This is a genomic window from Martinezella calliandrae, from assembly GCF_030272695.1.
GTDB classification, from domain to species: domain Bacteria; phylum Pseudomonadota; class Alphaproteobacteria; order Rhizobiales; family Rhizobiaceae; genus Rhizobium; species Rhizobium calliandrae.
Genome location: NZ_JARFYN010000050.1, coordinates 1 through 20669, shown reverse-complemented (window position 1 = coordinate 20669; position 20669 = coordinate 1). Strand labels below are relative to the sequence as shown.

At 55.5% G+C, this 20669-nt stretch carries 17 protein-coding genes and 1 pseudogene; 12 read left to right on the top strand and 6 right to left on the bottom strand.

The genetic code is table 11. From position 1 onward, the window contains the following. Window positions 1-35: 35 nt before the first annotated feature. Both PY650_RS27990 and PY650_RS27985 read right to left on the bottom strand, forming a co-directional pair. Window positions 36-1598: pseudogene (locus tag PY650_RS27990) on the bottom strand (arylsulfatase). Between the two features lie 258 nt (window positions 1599-1856). After that, entirely contained in the window at window positions 1857-3089 is a 1233-nt protein-coding gene (locus tag PY650_RS27985; protein ID WP_285882938.1) for an alpha/beta hydrolase, read from the bottom strand. Window positions 3090-3359: 270 nt separating this feature from the next. On the opposite strand from PY650_RS27985, the gene PY650_RS37190 reads away from it, so the two are divergent. Beyond that, window positions 3360-3797, top strand: a complete 438-nt coding sequence (locus PY650_RS37190; RefSeq protein WP_349644521.1) for a DUF1254 domain-containing protein — start codon at window positions 3360-3362, stop codon at window positions 3795-3797. Next, window positions 3709-4668: a DUF1214 domain-containing protein gene (locus PY650_RS27980; RefSeq protein WP_349644520.1), complete on the top strand. Its 960-nt coding sequence runs from the start codon at window positions 3709-3711 to the stop codon at window positions 4666-4668. The genes PY650_RS37190 and PY650_RS27980 overlap by 89 nt, the downstream gene beginning before the upstream one ends. A gap of 71 nt (window positions 4669-4739) precedes the next feature. Here the strand turns inward: PY650_RS27980 and PY650_RS27975 are convergent, their stop codons facing one another. Then, window positions 4740-5210 (bottom strand): SRPBCC family protein, encoded by a 471-nt coding sequence (locus tag PY650_RS27975; protein ID WP_285882936.1) that lies wholly within the window; start codon window positions 5208-5210, stop codon window positions 4740-4742. 78 nt (window positions 5211-5288) lie between these two features. Continuing rightward, window positions 5289-5558: a DUF982 domain-containing protein gene (locus PY650_RS27970; protein ID WP_285882935.1), complete on the bottom strand. Its 270-nt coding sequence runs from the start codon at window positions 5556-5558 to the stop codon at window positions 5289-5291. A 536-nt stretch (window positions 5559-6094) separates the two neighbouring features. Here PY650_RS27970 and PY650_RS27965 point away from each other — a divergent pair. Next, window positions 6095-7597: a sensor domain-containing diguanylate cyclase gene (locus tag PY650_RS27965; protein ID WP_285882934.1), complete on the top strand. Its 1503-nt coding sequence runs from the start codon at window positions 6095-6097 to the stop codon at window positions 7595-7597. A gap of 164 nt (window positions 7598-7761) precedes the next feature. Here the strand turns inward: PY650_RS27965 and PY650_RS27960 are convergent, their stop codons facing one another. Next, window positions 7762-8799: a class I SAM-dependent methyltransferase gene (locus PY650_RS27960; protein ID WP_285882932.1), complete on the bottom strand. Its 1038-nt coding sequence runs from the start codon at window positions 8797-8799 to the stop codon at window positions 7762-7764. A 295-nt stretch (window positions 8800-9094) separates the two neighbouring features. Between PY650_RS27960 and PY650_RS27955 the strand changes: the two genes are divergently transcribed. Continuing rightward, window positions 9095-10981, top strand: a complete 1887-nt coding sequence (locus PY650_RS27955) for a putative bifunctional diguanylate cyclase/phosphodiesterase (RefSeq protein ID WP_349644519.1) — start codon at window positions 9095-9097, stop codon at window positions 10979-10981. A gap of 99 nt (window positions 10982-11080) precedes the next feature. Here PY650_RS27955 and PY650_RS27950 read toward each other — a convergent pair whose 3' ends face one another. After that, window positions 11081-11311, bottom strand: coding sequence for a hypothetical protein (locus PY650_RS27950; protein WP_285882931.1), 231 nt, complete (start codon window positions 11309-11311; stop codon window positions 11081-11083). A 507-nt stretch (window positions 11312-11818) separates the two neighbouring features. On the opposite strand from PY650_RS27950, the gene PY650_RS27945 reads away from it, so the two are divergent. The 8 genes from PY650_RS27945 to PY650_RS27905 all read left to right on the top strand — a co-directional run bounded on the left by PY650_RS27945 (window position 11819) and on the right by PY650_RS27905 (window position 20355). Then, complete coding sequence (locus PY650_RS27945) at window positions 11819-12814, top strand: acyltransferase family protein (RefSeq protein ID WP_285882930.1); 996 nt, start codon at window positions 11819-11821, stop codon at window positions 12812-12814. Window positions 12815-13032: 218 nt separating this feature from the next. Continuing rightward, on the top strand, window positions 13033-13509 hold the full coding sequence (locus PY650_RS37700) for a hypothetical protein (RefSeq protein ID WP_490390933.1): 477 nt from the start codon (window positions 13033-13035) through the stop codon (window positions 13507-13509). A gap of 813 nt (window positions 13510-14322) precedes the next feature. Further along, window positions 14323-15405, top strand: a complete 1083-nt coding sequence (gene rfbG, locus PY650_RS27930; RefSeq protein WP_285882927.1) for a CDP-glucose 4,6-dehydratase — start codon at window positions 14323-14325, stop codon at window positions 15403-15405. Further along, complete coding sequence (locus PY650_RS27925) at window positions 15402-16235, top strand: NAD-dependent epimerase/dehydratase family protein (protein ID WP_285882926.1); 834 nt, start codon at window positions 15402-15404, stop codon at window positions 16233-16235. The genes rfbG and PY650_RS27925 overlap by 4 nt, the downstream gene beginning before the upstream one ends. Beyond that, a complete protein-coding gene (locus tag PY650_RS27920; protein ID WP_285882925.1) occupies window positions 16235-17212 on the top strand; it encodes a glycosyltransferase family 2 protein in 978 nt (325 codons plus the stop codon). The genes PY650_RS27925 and PY650_RS27920 overlap by 1 nt, the downstream gene beginning before the upstream one ends. 13 nt (window positions 17213-17225) lie before the next feature. Beyond that, window positions 17226-18002, top strand: coding sequence for a glucose-1-phosphate cytidylyltransferase (gene rfbF, locus PY650_RS27915; RefSeq protein WP_285882924.1), 777 nt, complete (start codon window positions 17226-17228; stop codon window positions 18000-18002). Further along, window positions 18002-19042, top strand: coding sequence for a lysylphosphatidylglycerol synthase transmembrane domain-containing protein (locus PY650_RS27910; protein ID WP_285882923.1), 1041 nt, complete (start codon window positions 18002-18004; stop codon window positions 19040-19042). Before rfbF ends, PY650_RS27910 begins: the two co-directional genes overlap by 1 nt. Next, window positions 19039-20355, top strand: coding sequence for an NAD(P)/FAD-dependent oxidoreductase (locus tag PY650_RS27905; protein WP_285882921.1), 1317 nt, complete (start codon window positions 19039-19041; stop codon window positions 20353-20355). Before PY650_RS27910 ends, PY650_RS27905 begins: the two co-directional genes overlap by 4 nt. Window positions 20356-20669 lie beyond the last annotated feature (314 nt).

The following is a 20669-nucleotide window of genomic DNA, read 5'->3' as shown; positions in this document are numbered from 1 at the left end:
CCTGACGCGAGAGCTCGGGCGAGTTCTCCAATGAATTATTGAGCGCTGGGGTTGTGCTCGAGGGACGACATCAGTGCTTCGATCATTTGGTCAATGCTGAAGCTGGCCGAACGCTGGCTCGGTGGATAGTCCCGGAAGGTTTGCAGGAAGGGGGCGACGCGCCACACGCCATATTGGACGAGATAGGCGTTCTTGGCCGTCCAGTCGTAATACTGATCGGAAACGACGTCCGCCCGTTCGAAAGGATCCATCCGCAGATTGAAAACCTTCGGGACGCGCAGGCATGTGAAGGGATTCGTCCAACCTTCGAAGCCACCGGGCTTGCGTTGCTCGCAGAACACGAGTTTCCAATTGTCGTACCTGTAGGCGACGAGTTGGCCGTCGTCATTGAAGTAGTAGAAGTCGTGTCGCGCGGACTTCGGCTCCTGCCGGTCAGATAGCCGAGCTGGTTGTAGCCGTCGAGATGGACCTTGAATTGGTTGCCACCGACCGATGTTCCTTTCAGCAGGCGGTCCTTGACGTCCGTATCGCCGGCGGCGGCAAGCAGCGTCGGAAACCAATCCAGGCCCGACATCATCTCGTTTGACACTTCGCCTGCCTTGACATAGCCCGGCCAGCGGACCATCGCCGGCACGCGGAACGCACCTTCCCAGTTCGTGTCCTTCTCGCTGCGGAACGGCGTTGTGGCTGCGTCCGGCTACGAGAATTGGTTGGGACCGTTGTCAGTTGTGTAAACGACGATCGTGTTGTTGGCGATGTTCAGATCGTCAAGCGCTTTCAGTAGCTTGCCGACATCATTGTCGTGCTCGATCATGCCGTCGGCATAGTCGTTGCCCGGCATGCCGCTCTGGCCCTTCATCGAGTCGCGGACGTGCGTAAAGAGATGCATGCGGGTTGTGTTCATCCAGGTGAAAAACGGCTTGCCCTGTTTCACCTGCCGGTTCATGAAATCGATCGCCGCCGCAGTCGTCTCGTCATCGATCGTCTCCATCCGCTTCGCCGTCAAGGCACCAGTGTACTCGACCCTACCGTCCGCATAGGAATGGATGACGCCACGCGGCGAATTCGTCTGACGAATTCCTGATCGTCCTTCGGGTAATAGGGCCGCTCCGGCTCTTCCTCGGCATTCAGGTGGTAAAGATTGCCGAAAAATTCGTCGAAGCCGTGCTTGGTCGGCAGGAATTCGTCGCGGTCACCCAGATGGTTCTTCCCGAATTGGCCCGTTGCATAGCCAAGGGGCTTGAGCGCCTGGGCAATGGTGATGTCGCGCGGCTGCAGGCCGACGGTCGCACCGGGAATGCCAACCTTGCAGAGCCCGGTGCGCAGGCATACCTGACCGGTGATGAAGGTCGAGCGACCCGCCGTACAACTATTCTCGGCATAATAGTCGGTGAAGAGCATGCCCTCATGGGCGATACGGTCGAATGGGCGTCTTGTAGCCCATTAGGCCTAACGAATAGGCGCTGATATTGCTCTGGCCGATATCGTCGCCAAAGATCACTAGGATGTTTGGTCTTGCGCTATCCGTACTGGGCGCAGGAGAACTGGGCGCTGAAGATGCAGGGGGCCGCCGTGCCTTGGGCCCACGCACTCGACATGAACGGTGCTGAAATCAGCGTCACGGCGGCGACAGTCGCTACCCAGAAAAATCGTCGGGAGGGCTGTGTTTCCATCACCGGCTCTCCCTGCGCTGGTCGTTCAACATTTCGCTCTCCTTGTGATCGGGCGGGGCCTAGCCGCCGCCGGAACTGGATCGTTGTCATCGACCAGGAGAGACTTCTATTTTCGGTGTCTGCGCGGAGGGATGCTGCTGTAAACGCGGGGTTGCGAGATGTATTGGGGACGTAAATCCGTACTCACGGGGTCAGGGGCTTTGATTGAGGATCTGAGCGCAGCGTCTCATCCACATCTGAAGCCGTTTGCCGACTTGACGGTCGCTCTTTTGGACGTGACGGCTGTTCGGTAATCATCAGGGGTGCGGCGACGGCCGTGCCTGCGACGGTCCCGACTGTCCTCGCGGTGCCGCCGACAACGGCGGCTACACCTTCACCGACCGTGACGTTGGAATCGGTCAGCGGCTGTCCCGTTATAATCCGCTGGCCGATGAGCTGGACGATCTCAGGGCTTTCGGCGAATTTGCCGTGGTTCGAACTGTCACCGGTCTTGACCTTGGTGAGGTCGATCGCGGTGATGCCGGCTTTCTCCAAACGGGAGCGGTAGGGTTCTTCGGTCGGATTGATCCCGCCGAGACGTCCAACGTCGCCCGAGATGAACCTAGACGCCGCAAGTGCACGGTCGTCCTGCGAAACGAAGAGCGTGAACTTCGGCCTCGGCTCGCCCATCTCGATGAATTGCTTGGCGAAGACTTCGATATCGAGGTCCGGCGAAGCGAGGATAACATTGTGAATCTTCGGATCTACATGCCCGTCGCGAATACCCATTTGCCTAAGTGATTCCATGGCGAGCCAGGTGCCCATCGAATGCGCGAGGATCGTAATGTCCTTCACCTCGGGATCTTGGGCCAATACGCGCAGCGTCTGTTCGAGAGCCGTGCGGGAATAATTCGTGCTCTCCTTGTCGTACACGTAGGCGGTGACCCGGGCGCGTGAAGGCCAGGTAAAGAGGATCGGCGTCGCATGCATGTCGCTGTCATGAACGATCTGGGCGAAGCGGAAGACCGAATCCTCATAGGTGTTGTTGTAACCATGGATGAAGACGATCGCGTGCCCACCTTCGGTATGCTGATGGAACCACGCCCGGCCCTCCGGAACCGTGGCGATCTCTTTGACGTGCGTGACGGCGAAGTCGGTGGCGGGATTGGGAGGAAGCTTCTTCGGCCACTGCACCGTTCCGGCCGGGCGCTTCGGCGGAATGGAGATCGCGATGTCGGTTAGGTGGGGCTTGGGACTGCGCTCACCGTTGAACAGCGTTGCGGGATCGCCGGAGGGCTGGCGGGTCGTTGCCACGAGCATGTCGACTTGCGCGGTTTTGGGCGTCGTTGCGGTCAGCGTCACGGGCGTCATCACGCCAGTCGGATGGCCGCAGCCGGATAGCAGCAGCAGAATTGCAAGAACAAATGTCTTCCGCATCGGGGCTCCGTCGATCGTTCCGAATCACCATAAGCAGCATGGGCGTGTGGTTAAGTACTTTACGGTAAATTACGTTGGTGAGGAGCCCCGATATCGCCTTGGTGTCACCGCTTTCGACGCTCGCGAAACGTGTTCGTACGGCGCGTCACAACGAGAAGTGTTTACACACATTTACAGTAACGTACTTATGCCTCCTTCAGTGTTGGGCGATCCTGCAGCTCCGTGTGAGATCGGCGGGAGGTCAGTGTGAGAAGAGCGATTTTGGCGATAGTGACAGTGCTGGCGATGGCATCGGCTGCCGTCGCCTTTTCGCCCGACGAGCTCCAGCAGCGCACGGTCGAGCGTCGTGCGGTGGAGGCGGTCATCTGGAGTATTCCGGCGGTCAACTACGATCTGATGCTCCAGGAGATGCTCACCAAGACAAGCGGTGAGATGAACCAGATTGTCTATTGGTCGCGCCCTCTTGATTGGCATAATCAGACCCTGGCACCCAATCCGGATGCCATCTATCTGATGGTCTTCACCGATACAAAGGACGTCGGGCCGGTCGTCATCGAGGTGCCTCCGGCCGACGGAGGGTCGATCAACGGCAACATCGTGGATGTCTGGCAGATGCCGCTTGAGGACGCCGGACCATCGGGCGCCGACCAGGGGAAGGGCGGAAAATATCTCGTCCTGCCGCCTGCGCTCCAATCTTGCCAGTCATAGCGATGCTGACATCGAGAGGTCGGTCGCCTACGGCAAGCGATTGAAGGTCTATCCGCTGTCACAAGCGGCCTCCCCGCCGGAGACTGTCTTCACCGACGCCAAGGACGTCCTGTTCGACTCTACGATCAAGCATGACATAAGCTTCTTCGACTCCCTGGACCGGATTGTCCAGACCGAACCCTGGCTGCCGCGCGATCGGGCCATGATCGACCAACTCAAGTCGCTGGGCATCGAGAAAGGCGAGCCCTTCAAACCCGACGCGGCGACAAGCAAGCAGCTTGAAACCGGAATCCATGAGGCGCGCGATTGGCTGGAGGCAAAATACGACACCAGTCTGAAGCCCTTTTATGAGAATGGACGCTGGAACTTCGCCGCCGACCCAGAGCTCGTGAAGGCCGCGCAGTCGTCGTTTGAAGAGCCGGACGCCTATCCGGTCGACATTCGCGGTCTCACCTACAGCTATGCCTATATCGGCATCAAACGCCTTGGCGCGGGCCAGTTCTATCTGATCGCCATCAAGGACAAGGACGGACATCCGTTTGACGGTTCGAAAACATATCGCCTGAAAGTGCCACCCAACGCCCCAGTGGAACAATATTGGTCGTTGACCGCCTGTGACCGTAAAACACATGCGCTAATCCGCAACATGCCGCGCGCGAGCCGCTCGTCACAAATCGCCGATCTGCAGAAAAACGCCGACGGCTCGGTCGACATCTTCATCCGACCTAAGGCACCCAAGGGCAGGGAAGCGAACTGGATACCGACCGACGCCAAGCGCGACTTCGAACTGATGTTTCGTCTTTACGCACCAACGAAGGCGCTCTTCGACAAGAAATGGGTGCTCACGGATGCCGAGCTGGTGAGGAAATAACCCATGGAAAATCGCGCGGTACTGACGCTCAGGCCTTTCGGTGGCTGCGCCCCAGAGGGTGCGGCCCGCAATCAGACCATCCGTTCCGCCACCTCAGCCAATTGATCGATTGTGGCGCCCCATCCGCTGTAAAAACCGAGTTCTTCATGCCGCTTACCTTCGGCCGTACTCTTGTGCAGCACGCGAGCCATGTAGCGGGTGCCGTCGCCTTCGGGCATCAATGTCATGATCGCCGTAAGCGCAAGCCACGGTTCGGCGGGGCGCCAGCCTTCGGTGAGTGACGTCGTGAAGATCAGGCGCTGCTCGGGCACGACCTCAAGGAAGCAGCCTTCTACGTGCGGCTCGAATTCACTATCACCTTCGCGCATCAGTGTCTCCAAGCCGCCGCCCGGGTGCAGGTCCAGTTTGATCACCTTGCATTGCAAAGGCGCGGGAATCCACCATCGTTCGAAATGTCTGCGGTCGCTCCATGCCTTCCACACTGCAGAGCGCGGCGCGCCGATGAACCGGGAAATGGTGAGATCAGAGCTTTCCGTTGTCATTGTCATCCCCCCGCAAATCTGGTTTTCGACACATTCGGCCGATCTGTCCCCAGAGCGCACGGTGGCGGACTGCAATGTCTATTTGCTGCCTCGGCTCGGTTCCATGAATATCACGGGAACGGCCACCGTCCTAGCAGCCCGGATAAACGCCTCCCGCGCCGCCTCGGGCGTCTCATTTCCTTCGTAGACCTCCAGGCAGATGCGCAAGGCCTCGTCATATGCGTGGCTGTGATCCTCTGGCCAATGGTCCAACAAGCAGTCCGCAGCCTCTCGTGCGGTGGAAATGGCGACCCGGCCGATTTCGGGTAGGTCTACACTTACGGGCTTGGTCCAAACTCGGTCGTACATTCCGACTATAATACTTCCGTTGATCGGGCGCGGCGGAAGAAAGCTATAGTAGCGATCTTGGACAGTCTACGCATGGATCGCCCTAAAGTTCCGCCATCTAAGGCTGCATATTACTGGCGAGGATGTTTGTCGTAGTCGGAAATATCAACGATAGACTCGCATAAGGACGGCGCGACTGGGCGACATTCTTTGCTCCGCATTGCCCCGTCAGATGTTCAAACTTTTGTCAAAGAGCGTAGATCGTGGTCGCACGTCCGAAGACCCATGAGCCCGCCACGGTGACGAATGTGAAAGGCTTAAGCGGCGGCGTTGTCCGCTGTGCGTGCTGCAAATAGGGGAAGTGATCCGCATCTATCAAAAAATGCGGAAACTCGGCTTGACGCCGCGTCGAAGAACAGTAAGCCCTTTCCGTACTCGCGTTTCGCTCGTCGGTCGAGGATAACTGGCATGCTGGAACCGAGCAGGATTTGCGTGGGTATTTGGCGACCGGCAACGGACGTGCCGCGAAGACAGATACGGACAGGATGGACATACCCATGAGCGACGCGTTTGAATCCGACATCTTTGAGCTCGCGCCCATCGCGATGTGGATTGAGGATTTCAGCGATGTAAAGGTGCTGTTCGATGAGTGGCGTGCTAAAGGCGTCGATGACATCGGCGCATTCTTGCGCGACGATTTGAGCCGGGTAGCCGAATGTTCACGGCGCATCAGGGTTTTGAGCGTCAACCGCAAGACCCTTGAGCTTTTCGAGGCCGACAACCTGGAGCATCTCACCGCTAACCTCTCGAATGTTTTTCGCGACGACATGCTCGAAACGCATGTAAACGAGCTTTCAGATCTATGGGATGGCAAGGTCGAATTTAGCAGCGCCACGGTGAACTACACAGTTTCCGGCAAGCGGCTGGACATCCAGTTGCGCGGCTCCGTGCTCCCTGGTTTCGAGAATTCGCTCGGGAAAGTGCTGCTGACGACCGAAGATGTGACGGCGCGCGAGAACGCCCGACGTGGAGAAATAATCAACCGACGTTATGCTGAAGGCATCTTCGAACATTCGCCCGTCTCTCTTTGGATAGAGGATTTTAGTGGCGTCAAGATGCTCCTCGACGACGTGCGCGAGCAGGGGATCACCGACTTCCGCACATTCACGGATGTGCACCCCGAATTCGTCCGACAGTGCATGAGCGAGATCAAGGTCATTGACGTCAACCAGGCGACACTGGATCTATTTTGCGCTCCTGATCGGCAAACGCTCCTCCATCGTCTCGGAGACATTTTCCATGATGACATGGAGAAGCCGTTTCGTGAGCAGCTGATGGAGCTTTGGAACGGAAACCTGTTTCATCACAGGGAGGTGGTCAACTACGCGCTAGATGGAACGGTTCGCCACATCCTGCTCCACTTCGCGGTTTTCCCGGGCTACGAGAGCAGTTGGTTGCGTGTGCAGGTCGCCTTGACCGATATTACGGCGCGCAAGAAAGCGGAGGCGTATCTTGAATATCTTGGCAAGCACGATGTGCTGACAAAACTTCATAATCGCGCCTTCTACATGGATGAACTCAATCGCCTGGAACGAAAGACGCTTCGGCCTGTTTCGGTCATCGTCATGGACCTTAACGGCCTGAAGGACGCAAATGACACACTCGGCCACGATGCCGGCGACGCACTTTTGCGCCGGTTCGGCGAAGTTCTGAACGGTGTCGTCTCGCAGCCGAACCATGCCGCGCGCATCGGCGGCGACGAATTTGCCATCTTGCTGCCAGGCGCGGATCGGCAAGTGGCAATTGCAATGGTGGACACCATCCACGAAGTGCTGAAGATCAACAATCAGTTTTATTCGAACGCGCCTTTGAGTGTCTCGATCGGCGTTGCGACGAGCGAGCCGGGGGAGGCGATGGAAAGCGTCGTCAAGCGCGCGGACATTCTGATGTACGATCAGAAGCGCGCTTCGCAGGCGGCTCGCTGTGGGGGGGATGGTTCAGCATCTGCTCCCGACGACCATCATACCAGCGCGTCGTCTTCCGTCTTCGCAAGCAACTGATCCCGCACACCGAAACCTAGCTTTTCAGATGAGCTCGTCGCTCGGCCGCCTGATGAACGCGACATCCGGAGGACGAGGGGGAGAGGCCGCAATGATCCCATGATCGTGAGAAGCGCGCTGACGCAAACGGCAATCCTGGCGCCCCGTGTCGTCACATCTGATGCTTAGGCTGCCTTCGCAATTTCGCAATAAATGATGTTGCGGTTGTCGCCAAACCAGACGGATGTTTTTGTCTCCGCGCTGCGGGTGCCTGCTTCGGCAATCATGCGCATGTCGCCTTCCGAGCGCAGGAGGAGTGGCCAGCTCATGAACGCTTCCATATAAGCGTCTACCTCGATTTCCTGCGAGAAGTTCGCAAACAAAAAGGAACCGCCGGGCTTGAGCATTTCAATGCATTTGCGCGTCAATCTGGCGGCAACTGGAAAGGTGAGATAGTCATAGAGGCCTGCAGCATAAATGTAGTCGAAACGGCCGAGAGCGTGCTTGTTGGAAAGCAAGCTTTTGACCGAACCGTCGACTGCTTCGACGCAGGTTCCCGCAAAGTCGCGCGCAACCGTCCCGACGCTCAACGGGTCTTGATCGAGCGCGATCCAGCGCTTGATCCTTTCTTCCTTGAGCGCAGTCGACAACGCCGCTTCACGAAGATGGCCCGACGCCACCGCAAGGATTTCGGCCGAGCCTGGTCGATCCTTGCCGTGCTCGTCTACCCGCCGAGCAAGGATATCGCGGCGTTCTCTCACCGCGACGGATGAGGACGCGTTTTTGGTGTATTCGTATATCGCTCTGCCAAGCTCGGTGGATGCAGCGATTTCTGCCTCAACGCCGGCATGGCCATAAATGAAGTCGAGCAGATGCGCGTCGCCCGAATAGCCGCGCGGCTTGTCGAATGACCATCGCGTGAACGGATCCTGAAGCAGGAATTGAGTGACGGGATGGTGCTGCGCAAGGAAGGCTATTTCGGTCCAAATGTCTGAGTGAAATCGACGACGGATCTGATGCAATGCCTGCGACAGTCGACTGACAATCGCATGGGGATCCCCGTTAGACCGGAACTGTTGAAGCGACAAATCGAGCGTCAGAGCAAGTTCCGCCTTGGCGATGACCATCTGATCTGATGATGGAAGGTCGTCTGGCGCGGTTGGGCGAAAAATCTGTCCGGGTGCAATGAGACTCTCGCCGTCGAACTTAAAGCCTTGTGCCATTATGAACTCCGTTGACGCAACGTTAACCACAAATATGTGGATGACAGAACGCGATTGGATTTTGCGCGTCAAGAGGGTATTTCTAGTAACGCGGGTAAAAACTCGCGGATAAGACGAACGGAAGTTTGGAAGCGGTGAACTGGGTTCATCGGCAGCAATGCTCGGAGGGCGTCGCCGCATGTTCTATGAAGGAATGTCTTCAGAACAGATTGCATCTGGAAGTCTCGCAAAGGCCTCTTTTGCGGATGCAGACTGCGCTGTCCCGATAGAAAACCTCTGTGGCTCCCTCTTGGAGATGAGGGCTGCCTATGCAGCGGAAAATGATGTCGCCCGCCGGCAAGCCACGCATCGCGGCTTGTGGATGGCGGTTGCCGTTTACATCGCCTTTGCCGCCCCTGACGCTTGGCTCATTCCGGACGTCGCGCCGCTAACGATCGCCATGCGCTTTGCTACAGGGGCCGTCGTACTGATGGCCTTTGAGATTTTGAGATTGGCGAAGGCGAAGACCGTTTGGCTGGACGGCACCTGCGCTTTGGCGCTGATCTTAGGTTACGTCGCCTGGCTTTGTCCGGCTGTCACAACCAACTATGCGGCGAGTATGTCGTACTACATGATCTTCGGCGCGATCTTTATGATGGGCGCGAACCTGTTCTTTAGCTTCTCATTTCGCCTATCCGTTCTGACGTCCGGCACGGTGTTGGGCGTGTTTTTTGTGGCGCTCTACGGTTTCTTTCCATCGACACCAGTCTACCAGCTCACCTTTGGATTGTTCTACGTCTCCTGTTTTGTATTCACCTCATTCGTGAACTGGCGTTTGAATGTCGAGCGTTACAATGTGTTTCTGAATGCAGCGGAGGCTCGCCATCAGCATTGGGAGGCTGCGGAGCGCGGAAAGGCCTTGCTGCGTCTTTCCCACACCGATTACCTCACAGGCATCGAGAACAGACGTGCGATCGATCGAAGGCTGGATCAGTGCTGGACCGCTTGGAAAAGCGAGGGCCACGAATTTTCTGTCATCCTTATCGACGTCGACTTCTTCAAGCGCTTCAACGACCGCTATGGCCATCAGGAAGGTGACCGATGTCTGACCGTCATCGCCACGACGCTTCAGAAACTTGTGGAGCGTCATCAAGGGATCATCGGCCGATATGGCGGCGAGGAATTCATCGCCGTCATGCCTTTAAAAGCGCAGCATGAAGCAACTTTCATAGCCGGGGAAATCCGGCACCAAGTTGAAGCGCTCGCAATTCGGCACGAAGAGCGGCCAGACGACACGCAGTTCGTAACGGTGAGTGTCGGCGTTGCTTTCATCAGCGAACGATCCGGGGCAAAGGTGGAATGGCTCGTGCGTGAGGCCGACCTTGCGCTCTATAACGCAAAAGCCTCCGGCCGCAACTGCGTTCGAACATTTGATCCGACGCTGCGGCGTCCGAAGGAGGATGCCGGAAAATTGGTGCCGCTGCTGGCGGCCGCCATCGATCGGAGACTGGTATCGCTGGTCTATCAGCCGATATTCGATCTCAGGGACGGCCAGATGAAAGCCGTCGAGGCTTTGATGCGGCTTCGTATGCCCGATGGAACCTCCGTGCCGCCAGGCGTCTTTATTCCGGTCGCGGAGCGAACTGGATCCATTATCGAATTGGGCCGTTGGGCGATCAAGACGGCGTGTCAGGACATCTTGGCATCCGACCGCTTGGCCACGGTCAGCGTGAATGTCTCTCCGATGCAGCTAAGATATCCCGGTTTTGCCATGAGCGTTGCAGCGATCCTTGAAGAGACTCGCGTCTGCGGGTCTCGGCTCGCGTTGGAAATCACCGAAGGCTTGGATATGGAGATGCAACCCGAGGTGCTACAGTGTCTCGCAGATCTCCAGGCGCTCGGTGTTGAAATTTGGCTGGATGATTTCGGCTCCGGTTATGCCGGATTGTCGTGGCTCCGGGCGATCGAGTTCGACACCGTCAAGGTTGACCGGACCTTCCTGCATGATTGTTCGGACGAGCGCGGGCTGACCATGCTGCAGGACATGGTCGCCCTGATCCGCAACCGCGGGAACAGGATCCTGGTAGAGGGTGTGGAGACCGAGGCCCAGATGTCAGTCCTCCAGAGCCTCAGCATCGACCGAGTTCAAGGGTTTCATCTGGGCAGGCCCGTGAGCGCAGATCTATTGGCGCTAAGCGCGTAGCGCCTTCCATCGAGCGGTCGGCGAGCCTGTCTGGCTGTTCAACGGCCCCGGCATGCCTCGCGGATGCAGGGGCTGGTCTCGACCACCGGCGGGAAAAATTCAGAACATTTCGGCAGTGATGAGCGGTGTATTATTGTCCTGTGCGGCAACTGCCCTGGCTTGATAAAGAGCCGCATGTCGATCCTCTGGCAACCGATGGTAAACGATGGCGAGCGCAGACGTGGTCATGCCAAAACGAAGGCACATCGGGCAGATGATCTCGACATGATCGCCTGCACGCGGCAGCTTTTCTTCGGCTTCAGCCTCACAGATGGGGCAGGTAACGCTCATCAGCTAGATCCTTTGTTGTGGAGCAGCAGTCCGGATCAATCCGCGTCGGCTCGCTCCTGCGCCTCACCGCGAACATTATAACTCCCTCTCTGGCCGCAATAGGGCGCCACTCGAGCAACTGAGAATTATTACATTATCATATTAGACTAGAGGGTTAGCTCCGCCTAGTCCATAGCTTGGCTTCGCGGTCGAATCGAGCGGCGCAGCATCCGCACATAAAATCGGCAGACTACGGCGGCGATAGCCACCCGCTACGAATTGCCGACGTCCGGACGTTGGGGCCGTTGGTTTCAAGGCGTCACGGTCGGTCAGCTCGAGTATCCTCGTCTATTCATTTTTGTCCGCGTCCATCGAAATGCCAAAGTGACCCTCTTACTGTTGCTCGATCTCCGCCATATTTGGCGGCGTCCACTCGATGTCAGCACTTTAGGAACGTTTGTTCATTTATGGCGAGACAGGAGCGTTGTTTCTGGTCCCGCCTGACGACCGAAGAGGATTTCAGGCGGAATGTTGAAAAGTTATGGCCAGATCAGGAGCATTCAGTATCTGCGGGCTGTGGCGGCGATTTCCGTCGTCTTCTTTCACGTCAGCGAGGCATACGACCTTGGATTCAAGATCGGAGCTTCCGGCGTCGACATATTTTTCGTGATCAGCGGCTTCATCATGTGGGTTACGACAGAGGGAAAGTTGATGAGCCCGCAGCAATTCATGTCGCGGAGAATATCGAGAATAGTGCCGGTTTACTGGGTTGCGACGATCGTGACGGTTGTCTTGGTTGCGGTGAAGCCACAGTTCTTTTTCGACTCGGATCCGAGTGCAACGAATTTTATCGGCTCGCTGTTTTTCCTGCCTCTTATCAAGGACGACGCATTGCATCCCGTTGTGCTGCAGGGTTGGACATTGTCCTATGAGATGTTCTTTTATCTCATCTTTTCGGTTTCGTTATTGCTTTCGGAGTTCAGCCGGTTTTGCTTTTTGTTGATGGCTCTAGTTCTTATCGTTGCGGTGCATTCCCAATTGCCCTTCATGTATGCGCGTGTTTTTGCCGCGCCGATGATTCTGGAGTTCGCGGCGGGCGTCATAATCGGGCGCCTATGGACATCGAATTTTAGAATTCCTTTTCATATCGCCATGGCTTTGGTGATAGGCGGGGTCGTTTTGCTGGTGATCAGTGCCTTGCTGCCCGACCTCGAGCGCCTCCTTCGCTGGGGCGTGCCGGCAACTCTTTTGGTGATCGGCGCGGTTTTTGCCGAACGAGAGCGAGGTTCGCCAGAGCTGGCGTTCATGCGCTTCCTCGGGGACGCCTCCTACTCAATCTATATCTGGCATGTGCTCACCGCTGTCGTGGTGACCGCGATCCTGTTACGCATTGGGGTACCGCACCTGGCGCTTCCCTTGCTCATCGTTGCGGGCTCGCTGGGACTTTCCCTGGTTTGCTACGCCGTCATCGAACGTCCGATGCTTCGACTGATGCGTCCTCGAGCGAAGACCGTGTCGGAATAGCAGTCGACGTTAGGAGGCTGTTTGCAGAATCTAATGGGTGGAGGATTCAGCATTTGGGCTTGAAGGGCCGATTTCGTCCGACCAAAGTTAACGGAAGCTGCCGCATCTGTCCCCATAGCGCGGGAAAACCTAGGATAGTGTTTTCAAAGCTTTGACGGTTGAATGCGACGAGAAACCAATGTAGAATTTGGCACCACAAAAATATAGAGAGCGGTCACATGAGAGACCGGTTTGGCAGGTTTGCGGGAGTATGCTGTATTTCCGCAGGCTTTTTTCTTTTTTTATCTGAATCTGCTTCGGCTGGCTGTTGGTCAGCTTTGAAAAGCCCTGAATGGCGACAAATAGCCTCAATAATTTCTACTGCAAAGCTGTGCGAACAGATGCCTGCAGGACCAAATCGCACGAGGAGACTTGAGGTCACCGCCGTCGATTTCTGCACGACTCCACACGGCGTTTCGATCACCGCAAACGTATCTCTGACATGCGGATCGAGCACGGAATCCTTCCTGCAGCTATCGCCACTGGACGGCAAGGTTGTGGCGACGGTCACAATGGATATCGGCGCCTGCAAGGTAACGGATTCGGATATTAATATCAGCGGCAAGGCGGGGGAATTATTGACAGGCCCGCAAACGCAAGAATTCCTGCGCAACTGGGCGCAGATACGCCTCTCGAACCTGTGTGGGATGCAATGATCTGGCTAGGGGTGCAACCGCGTGATTGGACAGATCGCGTCAGGGAATGGACCAGAGCTATCGGGTTTTCGACAAGAGAATTATGGCGAGGTACCGCACCTACAGCATCGAGTTCAAACGCCAAGTCGCGCCGGAATACCTGGGAGGCGAGACACTTCACGTTCTAGCAAAGCGCTACGATACCCAACGCCAACTGATCCCTGGTTGGGTTCGGAATTATGAGGAAGCCTACGTCATTGGGAGACGGCTGCACTCGCTGGGTTATCTCAGTCCGCACCACAGGCACAATCTTGGCCGTGATCGGGGTGAGAGGCACGCTATTGCTGATCTCGATCGGCCCTTGCCGCAAGTATCCCAAATACGGAACCGGCAAGAACCGCGAACAACAGAATACTGACGGCCCAGGTTTCGACTGTCATTCGCACCTCACGCTTGTTGAGAATTGTTAGCCACAAAATGAGGTGACGACGGCCGATCTGGGGCCGACTCGTTTCAAAATATTGCTATTCTTTGATTATTTGACGGCGGATCGATCCGATGAGAAGCGATCGGATGATCAAAGGCGGTGAACCTCATCGGAGGCAGGCAGCTTGCACCTCAAAGTCGACGTCGGACATAAGGCGCCTTTTAGATACATTGCTTGCGGTGGGCGCGCGCCTGGAATTGCGTGAAATAGTGGGGTTTGGCTTGGCTTCCACCCTTTAGCGCTCGACATCCTCTTAGTCGTCCACTAGAAACCCGCGATAAACGGCGTTGCTCTCCGACTGTTCTGGGTTAGGGCCAGGAGGAGTAAACTTTCGGGGTTGATTTCCTATGCTGACCGACAAGCTGGCTCCTTTCGAAAAAGCGTTGGTCGGAAAACGGATACTGATCACCGGCAATACCGGCTTTACAGGCGGCTGGCTTTGTCTGTGGCTGAAGGCAATCGGCGTAGATGTAAGAGGCTATTCATTGCCACCAGAAACGTCGCCATCTCTTTTTGATGCGATCGGAAGCACCGAAGAGACTACTTTCGGGGATATTTGTGATCAAAGTCTATTTCGTGAAGCGGTTTCGCGCTTTGAGCCAGATTTGATCCTTCATCTTGCTGCTCAACCCTTGGTCAGGCGTTCCTATGCCGAGCCGCTTCGGACGTTTCTGGTGAATGCGCAAGGTACAGCAAATGTGCTCGAGGCCGCACGGACGGTGAAGAGCGTTCAAGGTGTTCTTTGCATCACGACGGACAAAGTCTACAAAAACAATGAATGGGCGTGGCCATATCGCGAAAATGACCCTCTTGGCGGGAAGGATCCCTACAGCGCGTCGAAGGCGGCGGCTGAAATGGTAATCCAAAGTTACGCGGCATCTTTTCCGAGTAGTCTTGGCAAAGGTCCCGCGATCGCTACCGCCCGCGGAGGCAACATAATCGGAGGTGGCGACTGGTCTGAGGACAGGCTTATTCCAGACTTTGTTCGCGCTGTCGTCAACAATGATCGACTCACGCTCAGGTATCCGGAAGCGACGAGGCCCTGGCAGCACGTCCTGGCGCTAGCATATGGATATATGCTCATCATGGCGGGTCTGATCTCGACGAATCCTGCAAATTTTGCCAAGGCCTGGAACCTGGGCCCACAGGATGCCAAGCAGTATTCCGTTCGGGATGTGCTGACATTGATGTCGGATGCCTGGCAGCGGCCTGACCTCGCCTTCATGGGTGATCCATTGCCGGAAGCTGGCGCCTTGGCCGTGGATAGCACGCTTGCTCGAAATCAACTCGGCTGGAATCCACCTTGGGGCACAGAGCAGGTCGTCAAAGAGACTGCTTCCTGGTATCGGCAATATTACGACAATCCTGCCAATGCCTTGGAAATAACGCTGAAGCAAATCAACGCTTGGCGCGAAAAGATTGCATCATGATTTTCGTCATTGGAGGGACCGGAAGGCTGGCGCGCGCCATTGCCGCACGGCACAGTGATGGCGAGACGATCACGCCTCGGCGTGAGGTCTATCAAGATTGGTGGATGCCGAATGCCGCCGACGCTATTCGCGAATACTTCGAGCCCTGGGAGCGCGGCAATTCGACCATATTCGTGGTTTCAGGGTTGCTTGATCCTCACGCAGGCGAGGAGGATATTTTAAAGGTCAATTATTACCTGCCCAAGAACATTGTTCAGGCCGCGGCCGTGCTCGGAATCCGAGTTGTCACTTTCGGCACGATAATGGAAAGATTGTTGTCACGAGGTAATCCATACGTTCAGAGCAAAATTGCCCTGGGCCGCTATGTGTCGGAGATTGCCGACAATTGCCAAAGCGTTGCCCACGTTCGGTTGCATACCTTATACGGATTGGGCCAGCCATCTTCCTTTATGTTCCTGGGCCAGATACTTCATTCACTTCGCACTCACTCGCCCTTCGAGATGACGCTCGGGAAGCAATTGCGCGAATATCATCATTTCGACGACGACGCCGATGCCATATATCGCCTTGTCGAACATTGGCGCGCCGGCGTCGTGGACTTAAATCATGGTTGCCCGATAACATTGCGAGAAATCGCCACAACCTTGTTTTCCACTTTCGGGGAAAAGAATTTGCTCAAGATCGGAGCTCGACCGGAGCCGGCGGAGGAAAACTATGATACTTCGTTCCGCCGACCGGATTTCTTGGCCGATTCGAAATTTAGAGATGCTTTGCCGGCCATCGTCAAATACATAGAGAGTTGTCTGGTCTGTTGTCCGCCGGAAGTATGATGACCGAAAATGTAGTTATAAAAGAGAAGCCGCTAGTCTCGATCTCGATTCCCGTTCTAAATGAAGAAGGGAATCTTCGGGCACTCTATGCGCGCTTGGCTGTTGTTGCCGCTAAAATGCAGGAGAGATGCGACCTGGAATTCGTGTTCTCGGACAACCACTCCAGCGACGAAACTTGGGCGATACTCTCCGAGTTGGCTCGCGATGACCGGCGGATCAAGGCGATACGATTTTCTAAGAATTTCGGATTTCAGCGCTCCATACTTGCCAACTACTTGCATACTCGAGGCGACGCAGTCATGCAAATTGACGCGGACTTGCAGGACCCTCCTGAGATGCTCGAAGCTTTTTTTGATATGTGGCAACAGGGCCATCAGGTGGTCTATGGTATCCGACGCAGTCGTCCGGAGAATGTCTTTATCTCCAGCTTCCGGCGTTTTGGTTATTGGTTCATTGACAAATTGAGCGAGCATCCAATCCCTCGAGATGTCGGTGATTTTCGACTGATCGACAGGAAGGTAATTGATTCACTGGCGAAGATCAGGTCGCCAAACCCTTATCTGCGGGGAATGATCGCCGGTCTTGGTTTTGCCCAAACGGGTGTTGCCTATGACAGGGACGCACGGATCGCAGGCCAGAGCAAATTCAACGTGGCACGCTTGATCCGCTTGGGCATGACAGCGGTTCTGAACCATTCCACGGTACCCTTGCGCGCCGCTTCTTTCCTTGGTGGCGTTATACTGGCGGCAAGCTTGCTTGGCGCGATCTACTATTTGGTGTTCCGTATCCTTGATCCCGAACTTCCGCAGGGCCTGGCTAGTATCCATATCCTCGTTCTTTTTGGCATTGGGTTGAATGCCTTCCTGTTGGGGATTATCGGCGAGTACCTTCTGAGAATATATCTCATCTTGCGTGCGGAGCCGATTGCGATCGTGGAGCGGAGTCTGAATTTCCGGGCATCGGAAATCAAATTGTAGGAGCGAAAGTTCAATGAAAGCGGTAATTCTGGCCGGGGGTCTGGGTACTCGGATCGCCGAGGAGTCGGATACAAAGCCGAAGCCTATGGTTGAGATCGGTGGGCGTCCGCTCCTTTGGCATATAATGAAGATTTATTCTCATCACGGGATAAATGATTTCATTGTTTGCCTCGGCTACAAGGGCTATGTGATCAAGGAGTTCTTTTTCAACTATCACCGGCATATGTCGGATATGATAATCGATCTCAGGGTCGGCGATCACAAGATACTCAATAGCCAATCTGAAAACTGGAATATCACCCTGGTCGACACGGGTGCCGAAACTATGACGGGCGGACGCCTGAAGCGCATTGCATCGTATCTCGGTGATGAGACCTTCTGTATGACCTATGGAGATGGGGTGGCCAACATCGATCTCCGTGCGGAAATTGAGTTCCATCGCAACCACCGTAAGATCGCGACGGTTGCCGCGGTACAGCCGCCCGGCAGGTTCGGCGTGCTCAATATTGATCAAGCTCAGCGCGTTACGAGTTTCGAGGAAAAGCCAAGCGATGAAATCGGCTGGATCAATGGTGGCTTCTTTGTGCTCGAACCGTCCGCTATCGATTATATCAGCGGAGACTCAATGTCTTGGGAGCGCGAACCCCTGTCCAAGCTTGCGAGGGACGGTGAACTTTGCGCTTTCCACCACGGCGGATTTTGGCAACCATGCGATACGCTGAGGGACAAAAGAGAGCTCGAGAACCTTTGGGCGCAGCACAAAGCTCCTTGGCGCATCTGGACTGATTGATGAACAAAACAGCGAACGGAAAAAAAATGGCATGGGTTCGCCATGTCGTCGGCGCCGGAATTACGCTGATATGCATTGCTGCTATTGTCCGGCAGATAAACGCCAAGGACGTGCTGGATGCAATAGCGCATTTCCGATGGGTCTATCTCATATTCGGCATCGCTTCCCTGACAGCGGACTATGCGCTTAGAATATTGCGCTGGTCGATCATGCTTCGCGCGGCAGCTGTTCCTGCATCGTTTAAAAACTGCGCCGCACCTTTTCTTGGTTCCATCACCCTGAATAATATATTGCCTCTACGGCTTGGCGATGTTGTTCGAGCACTCGTTTTTCCAAGGGCAATCGGTGCGAACAAGACGACGGCTGCCAGCAGCTTGGTGATGGAGCGGCTCATTGATCTGATGACACTGCTCCTGTGTCTGACGCTTGGCCTAACTGCCGCAACAGCCGTAGCAATTCCGCCGTCTCTCATCGAGACGGCAGTCCTCCTGGCCGTCGCCGGTGGACTTGTGCTTTCGTTCGGTTTTCTCTTCAGCGGTAGCCTTGCGCAGTTTTTCAAACGTCTCGGACAGCGCCCAGTGGTAGGCGCACGGTCCGGTCTGCTCTCCAAGATTTCAACCGGCCTTGGTGGTCTGTTTGGAAGTTTTGAAGCAATGTCTCGTCCCGCCGTTTTGGCTGAGCTGATGCTCATATCCATGCTTATCTGGGTCGGGGAGGCAGGCCTGTTTTATTTTGTATTGCTCGGCTTTGGCGCGGAAGCAGGAATTGGAACCGCTGTTCTAGTGATGGCGCTGGCAACCCTGTCGACACTGGTGCCCTCTTCGCCGGGATATATAGGGCCATTTCATTTGGCTGCTTTCTTTGCGATCTCGCTGACGGGTGGGAGCACAGTTTTGGCTGGCAGCTACGCCGTCTTGGTACATCTCGCGCTGTGGATACCGACTACACTTGTTGGCGCAGTTGCGATGTGGACGAGCCCGGCCTTGTTCAGGGCGGCTCGTTCCGAAGAAACCGTTTTAAGGAAAAGTGAAGCCGTATGAGTCAGTATGATGTTGTCATAGTGGGAGCAGGATTCACCGGGCTTACAGCGGCTTACGTCCTGGCAAAACAGAATAGGAGGGTCCTTGTTCTCGAGTCGGACTCCACGCCCGGCGGGCTGGCGGGAACCTTTGAGTTCAACGATGGCGTAAAGCTCGAGAAATTCTATCATCATTGGTTCAACAACGACGTCTACGTTCCCGATCTTGTGAAGGAACTTGGGATGGAAGGCGACATCCTCCTTCTGCCTACCCGGACTGGAATGTATTTCAATGGCCGCATATGGCGACTTTCCTCTCCATTGGATTTGCTTCGATTCAACGCACTTTCATTCATTGATCGCGTACGGCTGGGTCTCCTCGTGTTTCAGGTGCGTCGAATTCGCGATTGGAGGTCCATTGAGCATCTGAGCATCCGCGAATGGCTCGAAAGTCTTTGCGGCCGAAGCGTTTACAAGGTTGTCTGGGAGCCGCTCGTCGAAGCTAAGTTTTCGATTTTCGCGGAAGCGGTCAATGCTGTTTGGATGTGGAAGAAGCTGGTCTTGCGCGGCGGCACTAGAAACGGCAAGGGTGGAGAGGAGCTTGCATATTTCAAGGGTGGCTTCGGCAGGCTCGCTGAAGCCATGGTGAAATCTATCCGCGAATATGGCGGCGAGGTGAGGTTTGGCACCTCCGTGAAAGCGGTGAAGACAAGCGAGAGGAGTATCCAGGCCCTTGCAACAGATGCGGGTGATGTGGTCGGTAACAAATTTATTTTCACGCCGTCGTTTCCGCTTATCGCAAAAATATTCGAGGATGCGGCCGATCCGATGTGGTTGGCTGGTCTGCGAAAGGTGAAATATCTTGGAAACATGTGCTTGGTGTTACGCCTCAGGCAGAGCCTTTCGGAGACCTATTGGCTGAATGTAAATGATCCGGGTTTCCCATTCGTTGGCGTCATCGAACACACCAATTTTGATCGCCCGGAAAACTACGAGGGATCACACATCGCCTATCTTTCAAGATATCTTGCGGTCGAGGATCCTGTTTGGGCCTTTAGTGACGAGGAATATTTCCAATTCGCTTTGAAGCATCTGAAGAGAATGTTTCCCGGAGTGGAAGAAACTTGGATCGTCGACTATAAAGTGTGGCGTTCTGAATATGCGCAGCCGGTCACCGAGCGGAACTACTCCGATTATGTGCCTGGTAACGAGACGCCATTTGAAAACGCGATGATATCAACGATGGCTCAGATTTATCCAGAAGACCGCGGGACGAATTACGCGATCCGTGAGGGCAGGGCGATAGCAAAGAAAATTTTTGCAATCGCCGAATAAGCCGTCATGCTGTCATAAATATAAAGATCAAGCGATCAGGCCCATTCATGGCGAACGGTTCGATGAAAGACCGAACTCTCCGCCAGAATAAGCGCCTTTTCTTCGTCACTCCAATCCCGACGCCGGCGCCTACCGGTAATCACCTCGATTCGCCGGTAATCGCCCTCGTGCCTGGCTTCATCGTAAGCGGTTAGCCGACGGCGTCTGGCTTGAAGTTCGTAAGCGGTGCATTGACCCCATCTGGCGATAGCGGGGGATCGGGCTTATTCGTGTGAGTTCAGGGAATGAGCTTGGTATGAATTGCTATGTCTGAA

Bases quoted from the DNA above. Each gene is read 5' to 3' on its own strand.
- rfbG (WP_285882927.1), top strand. From the start codon at position 14,323: ATGCTGACCGACAAGCTGGCTCCTTTCGAAAAAGCGTTGGTCGGAAAA.
- PY650_RS27905 (WP_285882921.1), top strand. From the start codon at position 19,039: ATGAGTCAGTATGATGTTGTCATAGTGGGAGCAGGATTCACCGGGCTT.
- PY650_RS27960 (WP_285882932.1), bottom strand. From the start codon at position 8,799: ATGGCACAAGGCTTTAAGTTCGACGGCGAGAGTCTCATTGCACCCGGA.
- PY650_RS27945 (WP_285882930.1), top strand. From the start codon at position 11,819: ATGTTGAAAAGTTATGGCCAGATCAGGAGCATTCAGTATCTGCGGGCT.
- PY650_RS27965 (WP_285882934.1), top strand. From the start codon at position 6,095: ATGAGCGACGCGTTTGAATCCGACATCTTTGAGCTCGCGCCCATCGCG.
- PY650_RS27970 (WP_285882935.1), bottom strand. From the start codon at position 5,558: ATGTACGACCGAGTTTGGACCAAGCCCGTAAGTGTAGACCTACCCGAA.
- PY650_RS27910 (WP_285882923.1), top strand. From the start codon at position 18,002: ATGAACAAAACAGCGAACGGAAAAAAAATGGCATGGGTTCGCCATGTC.
- rfbF (WP_285882924.1), top strand. From the start codon at position 17,226: ATGAAAGCGGTAATTCTGGCCGGGGGTCTGGGTACTCGGATCGCCGAG.
- PY650_RS37700 (WP_490390933.1), top strand. From the start codon at position 13,033: ATGAGAGACCGGTTTGGCAGGTTTGCGGGAGTATGCTGTATTTCCGCA.
- PY650_RS27955 (WP_349644519.1), top strand. From the start codon at position 9,095: ATGAGGGCTGCCTATGCAGCGGAAAATGATGTCGCCCGCCGGCAAGCC.
- PY650_RS27975 (WP_285882936.1), bottom strand. From the start codon at position 5,210: ATGACAACGGAAAGCTCTGATCTCACCATTTCCCGGTTCATCGGCGCG.
- PY650_RS27925 (WP_285882926.1), top strand. From the start codon at position 15,402: ATGATTTTCGTCATTGGAGGGACCGGAAGGCTGGCGCGCGCCATTGCC.
- PY650_RS27920 (WP_285882925.1), top strand. From the start codon at position 16,235: ATGACCGAAAATGTAGTTATAAAAGAGAAGCCGCTAGTCTCGATCTCG.
- PY650_RS27985 (WP_285882938.1), bottom strand. From the start codon at position 3,089: ATGCGGAAGACATTTGTTCTTGCAATTCTGCTGCTGCTATCCGGCTGC.
- PY650_RS27950 (WP_285882931.1), bottom strand. From the start codon at position 11,311: ATGAGCGTTACCTGCCCCATCTGTGAGGCTGAAGCCGAAGAAAAGCTG.